Source organism: Streptomyces sp. H39-C1 (assembly GCF_027158125.1).
GTDB lineage: Bacteria > Actinomycetota > Actinomycetes > Streptomycetales > Streptomycetaceae > Actinacidiphila > Actinacidiphila fildesensis.
This window is the reverse complement of the sequence record NZ_JAPVLS010000002.1, coordinates 39,295-51,750: the sequence shown is the minus strand read 5'-3', so window position 1 is coordinate 51,750 and position 12,456 is coordinate 39,295. Positions and strand designations below refer to the sequence as shown.

The 12,456-nt window shown below is 70.7% G+C and carries 13 protein-coding genes; 10 read left to right on the top strand and 3 right to left on the bottom strand.

All coding sequences use genetic code 11. From position 1 onward, the window contains the following. Window positions 1-118: 118 nt before the first annotated feature. Window positions 119-739, bottom strand: coding sequence for a TetR family transcriptional regulator (locus O3W51_RS01635; protein ID WP_138351404.1), 621 nt, complete (start codon window positions 737-739; stop codon window positions 119-121). Window positions 740-841: 102 nt separating this feature from the next. Between O3W51_RS01635 and O3W51_RS01630 the strand changes: the two genes are divergently transcribed. From O3W51_RS01630 to O3W51_RS01620, 3 genes are all read left to right on the top strand, one after another. Further along, a complete protein-coding gene (locus tag O3W51_RS01630) occupies window positions 842-1,000 on the top strand; it encodes a hypothetical protein (RefSeq protein WP_187144730.1) in 159 nt (52 codons plus the stop codon). 47 nt (window positions 1,001-1,047) lie between these two features. Then, window positions 1,048-1,332: a DUF4190 domain-containing protein gene (locus O3W51_RS01625; RefSeq protein ID WP_138351403.1), complete on the top strand. Its 285-nt coding sequence runs from the start codon at window positions 1,048-1,050 to the stop codon at window positions 1,330-1,332. A gap of 297 nt (window positions 1,333-1,629) precedes the next feature. Beyond that, window positions 1,630-3,336 carry an MFS transporter gene (locus tag O3W51_RS01620; protein WP_138351402.1) on the top strand — a complete coding sequence of 569 codons (1,707 nt, stop codon included), beginning with the start codon at window positions 1,630-1,632 and terminating at the stop codon, window positions 3,334-3,336. 173 nt (window positions 3,337-3,509) lie between these two features. On the opposite strand, the gene O3W51_RS01615 is transcribed toward O3W51_RS01620, so the two are convergent. Both O3W51_RS01615 and O3W51_RS01610 read right to left on the bottom strand, forming a co-directional pair. After that, window positions 3,510-3,785, bottom strand: a complete 276-nt coding sequence (locus tag O3W51_RS01615) for a DUF2087 domain-containing protein (RefSeq protein ID WP_198357872.1) — start codon at window positions 3,783-3,785, stop codon at window positions 3,510-3,512. A gap of 283 nt (window positions 3,786-4,068) precedes the next feature. Beyond that, window positions 4,069-4,752, bottom strand: coding sequence for a glycoside hydrolase family 16 protein (locus O3W51_RS01610; RefSeq protein WP_138351601.1), 684 nt, complete (start codon window positions 4,750-4,752; stop codon window positions 4,069-4,071). Between the two features lie 491 nt (window positions 4,753-5,243). Here O3W51_RS01610 and O3W51_RS01605 point away from each other — a divergent pair, with 491 nt between their 5' ends. From O3W51_RS01605 to O3W51_RS01575, 7 genes are read left to right on the top strand one after another with little or no spacing between them, the layout of a single operon-like run. After that, window positions 5,244-6,473 carry a substrate-binding domain-containing protein gene (locus tag O3W51_RS01605; RefSeq protein ID WP_138351400.1) on the top strand — a complete coding sequence of 410 codons (1,230 nt, stop codon included), beginning with the start codon at window positions 5,244-5,246 and terminating at the stop codon, window positions 6,471-6,473. 5 nt (window positions 6,474-6,478) lie between these two features. Then, window positions 6,479-7,276: an ABC transporter ATP-binding protein gene (locus tag O3W51_RS01600; RefSeq protein ID WP_244808973.1), complete on the top strand. Its 798-nt coding sequence runs from the start codon at window positions 6,479-6,481 to the stop codon at window positions 7,274-7,276. Continuing rightward, the gene (locus O3W51_RS01595; RefSeq protein WP_138351399.1) at window positions 7,273-8,034 is read left to right on the top strand and encodes an ABC transporter ATP-binding protein; all 762 of its coding nucleotides are present in this window, start codon (window positions 7,273-7,275) and stop codon (window positions 8,032-8,034) included. Before O3W51_RS01600 ends, O3W51_RS01595 begins: the two co-directional genes overlap by 4 nt. Next, window positions 8,034-8,921, top strand: a complete 888-nt coding sequence (locus tag O3W51_RS01590) for a branched-chain amino acid ABC transporter permease (protein ID WP_269283132.1) — start codon at window positions 8,034-8,036, stop codon at window positions 8,919-8,921. Before O3W51_RS01595 ends, O3W51_RS01590 begins: the two co-directional genes overlap by 1 nt. Then, window positions 8,918-10,078 carry a branched-chain amino acid ABC transporter permease gene (locus O3W51_RS01585; protein WP_269283129.1) on the top strand — a complete coding sequence of 387 codons (1,161 nt, stop codon included), beginning with the start codon at window positions 8,918-8,920 and terminating at the stop codon, window positions 10,076-10,078. The genes O3W51_RS01590 and O3W51_RS01585 overlap by 4 nt, the downstream gene beginning before the upstream one ends. Then, window positions 10,075-10,992 carry an alpha/beta fold hydrolase gene (locus O3W51_RS01580; RefSeq protein WP_269283125.1) on the top strand — a complete coding sequence of 306 codons (918 nt, stop codon included), beginning with the start codon at window positions 10,075-10,077 and terminating at the stop codon, window positions 10,990-10,992. Before O3W51_RS01585 ends, O3W51_RS01580 begins: the two co-directional genes overlap by 4 nt. Next, a complete protein-coding gene (locus O3W51_RS01575; protein ID WP_269283122.1) occupies window positions 10,989-12,443 on the top strand; it encodes an extracellular catalytic domain type 1 short-chain-length polyhydroxyalkanoate depolymerase in 1,455 nt (484 codons plus the stop codon). The genes O3W51_RS01580 and O3W51_RS01575 overlap by 4 nt, the downstream gene beginning before the upstream one ends. Window positions 12,444-12,456 lie beyond the last annotated feature (13 nt).

Here is a 12,456-nt window from a genome sequence, read left to right as displayed (position 1 = left end):
CCGGGCCGCCGTACCGCCGGCCTGTGGGCACTGGAGCCGAAAGCCATGGGGGCAGGCGCTGGGCTTTATACACCAAATATAGGTATTCCTCACGAAGAACACCAGGTTGCGGACCGTCTCAGGAGTCGAGCCAGTGCCGCCGGCCGAGACTGATGACCCGCAGCTGGCGGCGTGCGGTGGAGGTGATGCGCTCCTCGTCCTCCGGCGTCGCCTCCAGGAACTGGGACGCGGTCGTCACCATGTGGTCCACATAGAGCTCCGCGAGCATCCGCACGTCATCGTCCGTCCAGCCGTCGGAGACGGGCTGAAGGGCGAGGCCGGCGGCCACCTCGTCGGCGAAGTGCGTCAGCTGGGTGGCGATCGCCTCGCGCACCGGACGGACGCCGCCGTGCCGCTCACGGGCGATGAAGCGGATGTGCGGCCGGTGGTCGAGGACATGGCCGGCGATGATCTCCACCGTGCGGTCGATCAGCCGGTCCGGATCCCGCTGCTCGGCCATCGCCGCCTGGATCGCCGAATGCAGGCTGCCGAGCGACTCCTCGACCAGGGCGACCCCGAGATCCGACAGGTCCTGGAAGTGCCGGTAGAACGCGGTGGGCGAGACGCCCACTGCCCGGGTGACCTCGCGCAGCCCGAGACTGCTCAGATTCTGGTGCTCCAGCAGGCCCAGCGCGGCATCGAGAAGGGCCTGCCGGGTCTGCTGCTTACGGGCCTGTCGGACGCCGAGGGTGTGACTCATGTCATTCAGTAAACATCTGTTCTCCGAAATTTGCCAGGGTAGACTCTCACTCAGTGAACAGTTGTTACCCGAATTTCCCAACTCCCCAAGGAGGGACCGCAGATGAGCCTCGTCGTACTCCTCATGGCCATGGGCATCCTGATGGGCGCCGCCGCCCACACCTCGCTCTCGGTCTTCACCATCGCGTCGGCCCTGATCGTCGCCTGGCTGCTGGCCTTCGGCGTCCGCGAGGGCATCGCCCGCGTCCGGAACCACCGCTGACCAGCAGAACCACCCGGTTCCACACCAACCAGCAAGGGGGAAACACCATGAACGCCATCAACACCCAGCTCGCCTCGCCCGCCACGCACTCGACCCGGGAGCGCAAGGACGCCGACGGCATGGCCGTCGCCTCGTTCCTGCTCGGCCTGCCCGGCCTGCTCGTCCTCAACCTCGTACTCGGCCCCTGCGCCATCGCGCTGGCCTGCACCGCACTCGCCAAGGGCACCCAGCGCCGCGGCCGCGCCCTGCTCGGCCTGGCCCTCGGCGTCGCCGACCTCGGCATCCTGCTGGTCATGACGATCGCCAACCACGGCGTGCTCTGGCAGTTCTGACAAACGACCCGGCTGCCGACGACCTGGCGGCCGACCCCCCGGCGGCCGATATACCGGCGGCCCATGACCAGCGACTCCAGGACTCCCTGGCCCCGTTCCTCAGGGGCCGGGTCGGCAGTCCGGAGAGCTGAACTCCGCACCGGCCGGACCCGGCGCTCGACGAGACCGTCGCGCCGTGTCGAACGGGTTCGAATCCTTCGTGCACACATCTAGGCCGTACCGACTGGTCGGTACTACCCTCTGGCCACGCCCTCCGAAGGCGCTCCGCTCGGCACATCCGTATCCAGGAGGAGCCGCATGGCCACGCCCCCGTCGTTGCACGACGACGCCAACGCCGTCCCCGAACCGTCCGCCAGACCCCGGCCCGGCCTCGCCGCCCGCCTGTGGCACCGCGACCTCGCGCACTATCCCGCCACCGGCCGCCGTATGGGGTACCTGGCGATCGTCGTCGTGACCACCGTCGTCCTGTACTACATGCTGTACATCCAGTACGCGGTCGCCACTTCGATCATCGCGCACTTCCACATGACCTACAGCTACTTCATCTGGGTCTCGGTCGTCGGCAACGCGGTGGGAGCCTTCGCATCACTGGCCGCCGGCCTCGCGGACCGCTGGGGGCGGGCCAACATGGTCGTCTACGGGCTGCTGATCGCCGCGCTGCTCGTCCTGTTCGGGCTGCCCAACGCCTCCTCCAAGGGCATGTACCTGGTGCTCTTCACCTGTGTGAGCTTCATCGAGGGTGTCGTCCTGGTCGCCACCCCCGCGCTCATCCGTGACTTCTCCCCGCAGCTCGGGCGGGCCACCGCCATGGGGTACTGGACGATGGGCCCGGTGATCGGCAGCCTCGTCGTCACCACGGTCACCAGTCACACCCTGGACACAGCCAGCTGGCAGGACGAACTGCGGTACTCCGGCGCCTCCGGACTCGTCGTCTTCGTCATCGCGCTGTTCGCACTGCGCGAGCTCTCGCCCGCGCTCCGCGACCAGATCATGGTCAGCCTGCGCGACCGCGCCCTGGTCGAGGCCCGCGCCAAGGGCATGGACCCGCAGGCCGTCCAGCAGGGGCACTGGCGCCAGATGCTCCGGCTGGACGTCGTCGGCTCGGCGTTCGCCATCAGCGTCTACCTGCTGCTGTACTTCGCCGCGGTCGGGAACTTCGTCGTCTTCTTCGCGACCGTCTTCGGCTACACCGAGCAGCGCGCCAACGCGGTGGCCAACTGGTACTGGGCCGCGAACGCCGTCGCCCTGGTGGTGGCCGGCCTGCTGTCGGACCGGCTCCGGGTCCGCAAGCCGTTCATGGTCGTCGGGGCGCTGGGCTCGATCATGGTCACCGCCGCGTTCGCGATGCGTGCCACGCATCCGGGCACCGACTACTACACGTTCGCCTGGCTGTTCATCGGCATCGGCGCCTTCGCCGGGTTCGCCTACGCACCGTGGATGGCGAGCTTCACCGAGACGGTGGAGAGGCACAACCCGGCCGCCACGGCCACCGGCCTGGCCATCTGGGGCTGGATCATCCGGGCCGTCGTCGCGGTCTCCGCCGCCTTCATCCCGGTCCTCGTCACGGCCGTCACCCCGCTGGTCGACCACGGTGCCGAAGTACAGGCGGCCCAGGTCCAGGCGGGCCCGGCCCTCGCCGTGGTCGGCGCGCACCAGGAGCTGTTCGCCGAACTCGGTAAGTTCCCGCCGACCGCCATCCCGCCGGACCTCACAGCACGCGCGGTGAAGGAGGTCGGACCCGCCGACCTCGCGGTGGTCCAGAAGGCGCAACCCCAGCTGCAGTTGCTGCAGGAGTACGGCCCCAAGGTCCAGAAGGCCGCCAAGGACGGCCCCGGCCAGTGGCGCACCTGGTGGTGGGTGTGCGTCGGCGGCCAGGTGCTCTTCCTTCCGTTCATCTTCGTGATGTCCGGACGATGGAGCCCCAAGAAGGCCAGGGAGGACGCCGAGGAGCACCAGCTCGCCGTCGACCGCGAAATGGAAGCCCTCACAGCAGAACGCGCCTGACAGCACCGGCTTCCGTCGGTCCTGAACTCAGTGGTCTCGCCCGCGTCACCGGGAATCCGGTGGCGCGGGCGTTCGCTGTCCCGGCCTCCAGCCAGTAGACGTCGAGCGACACAGCATCGCCGTACGCGTGCTCCAGCCGCACGCACTCGCGGCCAGGCGTGCACCGGCCCCGGTCAGTGGACCCGTCGGTAGCTCGCGCCGTCCCTGGTCCGGGCCAGCAGGCCGCCCTCCACCAGATAGCGCCGCAGCGCCGAGCTGTCTTCGTGCACCGTGTGCAGTGCCTCGTTGACCTCCCGCTCGGTGTACTCCCGGTCCCGCTCGAACAGGGTTTCCGTGAGGTGGACGAGCAGCTGCTCGCGGCGGGCGGTCTTGCGCGGGATCGCTACCAGTCTCCCGTGGGAGAACAGGTCGGCCACCCCTTGTGACGTGCTCGGATCGTTGTCGGACATGACCGGAAGCCTCCCCCACCCGCCGACCGCCCGGCAAAGTGTTTTCGGGGGCGGCGGGTGGAGGGCCGGATCAACCGGCGTCAGGCTGGTCCGGTCGCATCAGCATTCACCGCGCCATACGAGACTCGTGATGGTGACTCCCGGGGCGAATCCGCGGATCGCGTACTCACCGGGACCGGGGTTGTAGTGCAGGCAGCGGTCCCAGGTCTTGCCGTCGAAGGTCCAGGTGGCCTGAATACGGCCCGGGCAATCCTTTCCATCTCCGTCGAAATCCCCAGGTCGCTCAGGCGCGCGCGGACGTATGGACGCGGAGGTAGTCGACCTCGTAGGACATGGCCGTCACGTCCGCCTCCGGCGCCGGGTGGTAGCGGCCGCCGCAGACCGAGAGGTTCACGATCAGGTAGGCATGCCAGTTGCGGCCCACGCCCTTCCCGTCGGCGAAGACCCGCGTTCCGTTGACCCACCAGACGACGGATCTCGCACGGAACTCGACCTTCAGATCGACCCAGGCACCGGGATGGATCGACGCGTCGGTGTAGGAGCGGTGGGCGCCCCTGACATGGTTCGACAATTCCAGCAGATCCGGATTGTCGGGGTGGTATTCGAATACGTCGATCTCGTTTCCACCGTCCCGCCACGTCCAGATCGCCGGCCAGGCCCCGATCGCCTCGGGCAGCCTGACCCGGGTCTCCAGAATGTCGCCGGTACGGAGGGTGAATTCCTCCGCACTGCCTTCGGTGGTCAGCAGGCCCGTGTTCCAGTTGCCGTCGGGACGGCGGGTCGCCCGGAACGATCCGCTGCGGCAGTAGTCGGCATCGGGCACGAGGTGATCGAGCTTGTCGTCTCCCGGATTCACCGGCCCGCCGTCCGGATACGCCCACGAATGCCCGGCGACCCACTGCTCCTGCGAGGAGAAGTCGGCCGTGAACCGGAGGTTCCCCTCCGTGGAGCGGGTGTTCCCCTCCATCGGCGGCGGTCCGCCGGGAGCGGGAACGGAATGCTTGGGCCCGAGCTTGTTGGTGAGCCATTCCAGGAGCACCGATCCGCGCTGGTTCACGGTGTCCCTCCTATCGAAATCGAAACTCGAAACTCGAAAACGGAGGCCGTCGTCCGACCCCGGTTGATTCATACGGCGACGGAACAGGACGGAAGGGAAAGCGGGATCGGTCTTTCAACTGGTGTTCATGCTAGGGGAATCATTCCCCGACGCGCCCGGAACGACGCGCGGCACCACCCGTACGATACGACCCGCGTCGGCGGCGTCACGTCCTGCGAATCGGTGCTCGATCCGCCCCGGCGCCACGGTGTCGACATGCTGATCACCAGGACGGTCGTCGACACGCCATGTCTCTCTCCCCCATTCCCGGCACGGCGGGAGGGTGGCTCCTCCACATGTCCGGTGCGGCGCGGCGCTCCTACGGTTTGCGCAACCCATCACCTCTGCGGGAGCCGGTCACCATGCGTTTGCGTACATCGCGCACCACGAGCAGCAGATTCCTCCGGGGGCTGTCCCTGTTGGCCGTCGGCGCGGTGCTGGCCGGGTGCAGTGCCGCGGGAACGGCCGGCGGTCCGGCCGCGGACGGCGCGGATTCCGCCGCCGTCAAAGTGGGACTCGTCTACTCCCGCAGCGGGCCGCTCGCGGCCTACGGGAAGCAGTACCGGGAAGGCTTCACCGCGGGCCTCGCCTATGCCACGCACGGCACCGGCAAGGTCGGCGGCCACTCCGTCGAGGTCACCGAGCAGGACGACGCGGGCGATCCGGCCAAGGCCGTCGCCGAGGCCAAGAGCCTGCTCGGCAAGGGCGTCAGGATCCTGGCGGGGACGACGGACTCGGGAGTGGCCCTGCAGATGGCGCCGCTGGCGGCGCAGAACCACGTTCTGTTCATCAGCGGTCCCGCGGCCACCGACGCGGTGACCGGGATCAACAAGTACACCTTCCGCTCGGGGCGCCAGTCCTACCAGGACATCCTCACCGCCGGCTCGCTGCTCGGGGACTCCCGGGGCAAGAAGGTGACGGTGCTGGCGCAGAACTCCGCGTTCGGTCAGGCCAACGTGGCGGCCGTGAAAGCCGTGTTGGGTGCGGGCGGTGCCCGCGTCGGCTCCGTGCTCGCGCCGCCCGGCGCGGGTGACCTCACGCCGTTCGCCCAGCAGGTGAAGGCCGGCAAGCCGGATCTCGTCTTCGTGGCGTGGGCCGGCGCCTCCGCCCCGGCGCTGTGGACGGCGTTGAACCAGCAGGGAGTTCTGGACGCCGCGAAGGTGGTGACCGGGCTGGCCGGCACCGCCTCGTACCCGGTGTTCGGTCCCGCCGGTGGCAAAGTGTCGTTCCTGGCCCACTACTTCCCCGGCGCGGCCGCCAACCCGGTGGAGACCGCGATGCTCGACGGCATCACGAAGGCGGGCGGAACGCCCGACCTGTTCAGTCCCGACGGCTTCACGGCGGCCCAGATGATCGTGCACGCCATCGAGGCGGGCAGCGCCACCGACACCGCCGCGATGGCGAAGGCGCTGGAGGACTGGACGTTCAACGGGCCCAAGGGCAGCGAGCGGATCCGCGCCCAGGACCACGCGCTGCTGCAGCCGATGTTCACCGCGCAGCTGACGGGGCCGACCGCGGCCGCCAGGCCGCACCTGCTCACGACCCTGCCGATGGCGGCGGTCACGCCCCCGGCCAAGCCGATGGCGGGCTGATCCCAGTGCACTCCACGATCCCCGCACCACTGGGCGCCGACGCGGGGCACGGCACACTCCCCGCTCCGGTGCTCCGGCTCCAGGACGTCGGCTGGACCGTGGGCGGCGCCACCATCGTCCAGGACGTCTCCTTCGACGTGCGCGAGGGCGAGTTCCTCGCCTTCATAGGCCCCAACGGGGCCGGCAAAACCTCGCTGTTCAACCTCATCAGCGGTCTCGTCCCGGCCACCGAGGGCACCATCGAGCTCGACGGTGCCGACATCACCGCCGAGTCCGTGCCGGCGAGGGCCCGGCGCGGGCTCGGCCGTACCTTCCAGACCTCCAGCCTGTGGCCCGCGATGACGGTGGCCGACCACATACGGCTGGCGGCGCAGGCGGCCACCGGAGGCTCCTACCGGATCTGGCGGCGCGCGGCGCGCTACGGGCGGCAGGTCGACGCGGTGCTGGAGCGCACCGGTCTGGCGGAGCGCGCCGAGTCACCGGCGGCGAGCCTGTCGCACGGCGGGAAACGCCAACTCGAGCTGGCGGTGCTGCTGGTCGGGGAACCGCGGCTGATGCTCCTGGACGAGCCGATGGCCGGGGTCAGCGCCGAGGAGGTCCCGGCGCTGACCGACCTGATCCGTTCCCTGCACCGTGACGAGGGGCGCACCGTCCTCATGGTCGAACACCATATGGAGGTGCTGCTGGGCCTGGCCGACCGGCTCGCGGTGCTGCACCACGGCACCCTCCTGGCGCTGGACACCCCGCAAGCGGTGATGGCCGACGCCACCGTGCAGCAGGCCTACCTCGGGGAGGCGCTGTGAACGGATCCGAGACCCCTTTGCTGACGGTGCGTGAGCTGCGGGTCGTCATCGGCGGCAGGCACATCCTGCACGGCGTCGACCTCGATGTCGCCGCCGCCGGGGTGACCGCCCTGCTGGGCCGCAACGGCGCGGGCAAGACCACCACGGTGCGCGGCATCCTCGGACTCGTCCCGCGCACCGGCAGCGTCCTGCTCGACGGCGAGCAGACGATCCGGCTGGCCACCCACACGCTGGTCCGCCGCGGCATCGGCTACGCACCCGAGGACCGCGGGGTGTTCGCCGGTCTCACCGTCGCGGAGAACCTGCGGCTCGCCGAGCGGCGCGGCGCCGGCGAACCGGCCTACGGCCTGGTGCACGAGCTCTTCCCGGAACTGAGGCAGCGTGCCCGGCAGCCGGCCGGCACCCTCTCCGGCGGACAGCAGCAGATGGTCGCGATCGGACGCACCCTGCTCAACGGGAACCGGCTGATCATCGCCGACGAGCCGACCAAGGGCCTCGCGCCCAAGGTCGTCACCGAGGTGGCCCAGGTGCTGGAGCGCGCGGCGCAGGCCGTACCCGTCCTGCTCGTGGAGCAGAACCTCGCCATGGTGCGCCGGCTCGCCGAGCACTGCGTCGTACTGGCGGACGGCCGCACGTCGTACCGCGGCCCCGCCGCCCAACTGCTGGCCGACGCCGACGCCATGCGCCGTCTCCTGGGCGTCGGACGGCACGGCGCGGCACCGGCCGGGGCCGTGCGCACCGAGGAGGGCGGCGTCTGATGTCCACCGTCGTGCTGCTCGCACTCACCGGACTCGGGCTGGGGGCGCTGTACTTCCTCGTCGCGTCGGGGCTGTCCCTCATCTTCGGTCTGATGGACGTCCTGAACTTCGCCCACGGCGCGCTGCTGTCGATCGGCGCCTACGGCACCTGGTGGGCCGCGTCCGGTCATCTTCCGGCAGCCGGGTCCGGCGGATTCGGGTTCGTCCTGGCCGTCGCCTTCGGGACCGCCACGGGGGCCCTGGCAGCCGTGCTCCTCGAACTGGCCCTGATCCGGCCGCTGTACGCGCGTCCCCGTGAACAGGTCCTCGCGACCGTCGGCATCGGACTCGCGGTTCCGGCGCTGCTCTCGGCGATCTGGGGGGCCGACGCCCGCCCCTTCCCCGGACCGCGGGCGCTGTCGGGCACCTTCGGACTGCTGGGCGCCCAGATCCCCGTCAACCGCCTGGTCCTGACGGGCGCCGCCCTGGTCGTGCTCGCCGCCCTGAAACTCTTCCTCGGCGGCACCCGGCACGGTCTGGTCGTCCGCGCGGGAGTGGAGGACCGGGCCATGGTCACCGCACTGGGCATCGACGTCCGCAGAGCGTTCACGCTGGTCTTCGCCATCGGTGGAGCCGCGGCCGCGTTGGCGGGCGCCCTCGGCGGTCTGTACTTCGGTTCCGTCGACCCCGGCCAGGGCACCTCGCTGCTCATCTTCGCCTTCGTCGTGGTCGTGATGGGCGGCATGGGCTCGATCACCGGCGCCGCGCTGGCCTCGGTCGCCGTCGGCCTCGTCCAGCAGTTCGCCAACTACTACACCACCACGGGACTCGGCGACCTCGCCGTCGTCGTGCTGCTCGCCGCGCTGCTCCTCGCCCGGCCGCGCGGCCTCACCGGGAGACTCGCGTGACCACCACGACCCAGCCGAAGGACCCCGTTCGCGAGCACTGCGACACCGCTGCCGGCCATGGCCGACGCCGCCAGCACCTCATCCGCTGGTGGCCGGTCGGCCTGTTGCTCGCGCTGCTCGCCGCACCGTACAGCGCACTGCCCCTGCCGGGGTTGCTGGACGGTCCGATCGGCAGCCCCGGCAGTCTCCAACTGCTGGCCCTGTGCCTGGTCTTCGGGGGCCTGGCCACCGGATACGACCTGCTGCTGGGCCGTACGGGACTGCTCTCCTTCGGTCATGCCCTGTACTTCGCCGCAGGCGGTTACGCCACCAACACGATCATGCTGGAGGCCGGGCTGCCGTTCGTCACCTCGGCGCTCCTGGCGCTGCTCTTCGGCACGGCGCTGGCCGCGCTGCTGGGAGCGGTCGGGCTGCGGGTGAGCGGCATCGGCTTCTCCATGGTGACGCTGGCGTTCGCCCAGGCCGGGTCGATCCTCGTCGCACGCGACCCGGGCGGCCTGACCGGCGGGGAGGAGGGGCGGGCCGTCCCGGCGGACCGGCTGCCCGCCTCCCTGGTGGGCATCGAACACACCGTCAATCTGTACTGGATCGCCCTGGCCTACCTGGTCGTCACGCTCGCCGCCGTCCACTGCGCGGTGCGTTCGCCCACCGGCCGGGTCTGGGAGGGCATCAAGGAGAACGAGCGCCGGGTGGAGGTGCTCGGGCTGCGGCCCTACGGCTTCAAGCTCGTGGCGTTCACCCTGTCCGGCGCCCTGGCGGCGCTCGGCGGCATCGTCTATCTGCTGCTCACCGGCGGTGCCACCCCGCAGACCACCACGTCGAACTTCACGTTGTCGCTCCTGGTGATGGTGGTGCTGGGCGGCTCCGGATCGCGCTGGGGACCGCTCGTCGGCGGGGTCCTCTACACCTGGGCCGACCACCGCCTCGGCGACCTGGCCGGGTCCGGCGCGGTGGCCGGCCTCCCCGCGGTGCTGCGGGTCCCGCTCTCCCAGCCGCTGTTCCTGCTCGGCACCGTCTTCGTCGCGGTCGTGTACCTGCTGCCCGGCGGTGTGGTGCGGCTGCCGGAACGGGTCCGCGTCACCTGGTCCTCACGAGCCACCGGGCGCACCATGACAGAAGCCGAGCCCGCCGAACGGAAAGAGATCCCCGCGTCATGACGCAGAATCCCACCCCCGCCGTCGAGGCGGAAACGTTCGAGGAGTTCACCGTCGCCGTGGAAGGAGGGGAACTCGCCGTACTGCGCTGGCCGGCCGCCGTGCCCGACGCGCCGGTGGTGCTGGCGCTGCACGGGATCACCGGCAACGCCCTGTCCTGGGCGCGCGTCGCCCATCATCTGGCGGGCCGCGTCACCCTGCTCGCCCCCGATCTGCGCGGGCGGGCGGGCAGTGCCGCGCTGCCGGGACCGTACGGGATCGCCCGCCACGCCGATGACGCGGCAGCCCTGATGGCGGCGGTCGGTGCGCCCCGCGTGGTGCTGGCCGGACACTCCATGGGCGCCTTCGTCGCGGCCGTGGCCGCGGTACGCCACCCGGACCGGTTCCCCTCCCTGCTGCTGGTGGACGGCGCGGTGGGCTTTCCGGCACCGCTGGAACTGGCACCCGACGAGCTGATCACGGCGGTCATCGGACCGGCCATGAGCCGTCTGTCGATGACCTTCCCGGACCGCGACACCTACCGGTCGTTCTGGCAGGCGCATCCGGCGTTCGGCGCGTCCTGGGAGCCCTGGGTGGACGCCTACGTCCAGCGCGATCTGGTGGGGCAGGAGCCGGAACTGCGGTCCTCCTGCCGGATCGAGGCGGTCCGCACCGACGGTGTCGACCTGTTCTCCGAGGACGTCCTGGCCGCCGTTCACCAGCTGCCCGGCCAGGCCCGGCTGTTGTGGGCCGAGCGCGGTCTGATGGACGAGCCGCAGGGGCTGTACGACGAGGAGCGGCTGGCCGCGGCCGGCCTGGACCACCCGAACGTCACCCCGCTGAAGCTGGCGGGCACCAACCACTACACCATCCTCATCGGGGACGAAGGCGCCAGGACGGTGGCCCGACACCTCGTGGAACTGGCAGGTTCGTCATGACCGCACCCCGCCTGCGCGGCATCTTCCGACGCCTCACCCTGATCGTCGTTCTCGGGCTTCTCACCGCAGGACTGACGAGCGTGCCGGCTGCCGCGGCGGCCGGCACGTATCAGCAGGTCACCGGCTTCGGCTCCAATCCCGGCAATCTGACGATGTACCAGTACACGCCGGCGAACCTGCCCGCCGGCGCCCCGCTGGTCGTCGCCCTCCACGGCTGTACGCAGACCGCGAGCGACTACCACACGCACTCGGGCTGGCAGAAGTACGCCGACCTGTGGGGCTTCGCCGTGGTCTACCCGCAGACCGGCACGGCCAACAACGTCCTGTCGTGCTTCAGTTGGTTCGACGCGACGAAGGACACCCGCGGGCGCGGTGAGGCCGCCTCGGTGCTCCAGATGGTGAACCACGCCGCGGCGCAGCTCGGTTCCGACAGCCACCGGGTCTTCATCACCGGTCTGTCCGCGGGCGCCGGCATGGCGGCCGATCTGCTCGCCGACTACCCCGAGGTGTTCGCGGGCGGCTCCGTCGACTCCGGGCTGCCCGCCCAGTGCGCCACCACCCAGGCCGCGGCTTCCTCCTGCCAGAACGCCGCCCAGAACCTCACGCCCGCCCAGTGGGGCGACAAGGTCCGCGGCTCCTTCCCCGGGTACACCGGACCGTGGCCGCGCGTCGCGATCTGGCAGGGCACCTCCGACACCACCGTCCGACCGGTGAACGCCACCGAGCTGCGTGACCAGTGGACCGACGTCTGGAGCATCGGCCAGACCGCGTCCAGCACCCGGAACCTGCCCGGCGGCACCACGCTGAGCACCTACAACGACAGCGCGGGCAAAGCCGCCGTGGCGCTGTACTCGATCTCCGGCATGGGCCACGGTCTCGCCGTGCAACCGGGATCCGGCACCGATCAGTGCGGTACCGCCGGCGCCTACTTCCTCGACACCGTCTGCTCCAGCTACTACACGGCCACGTTCTGGGGCCTGGACAGCTCCCCCGGCGGTCCCGGCTCCCTGCCCGCTCCCACCGGTGTCCGGGTCACCGGGACCACCGGCACCTCCGCGTCACTGGCCTGGAACGCGGTCGACGGCGCGGCCTCGTACACCGTCCGGCGCAACGGCGCCGTCGTGGGATCCACCGCATCGGCGTCGTACACCGACACCGGGCTGTCCGCCGGCACCGCCTACGGCTACACGGTCACCGCGGTCGACTCCGCGGGCGCCGCCGGTGCCGCCTCGGCGACGGTCACAGCGACGACCACCGGGGCCGCGCCCCGGTGCTTCACCACCGACAACTACCACCAGGTCGCGGCCGGGCGCGCCCACCAGAGCGGTGGCTACGCCTATGCCAACGGCTCCGGCCAGAACATGGGCCTGGACAACGTCTTCACCACCCACACCCTCCAGGAGGCCCCGACCGGCTACTTCGTCATCGCCGACGCCGGCTGCCCCGCGTGAAGCCCCGGATCGG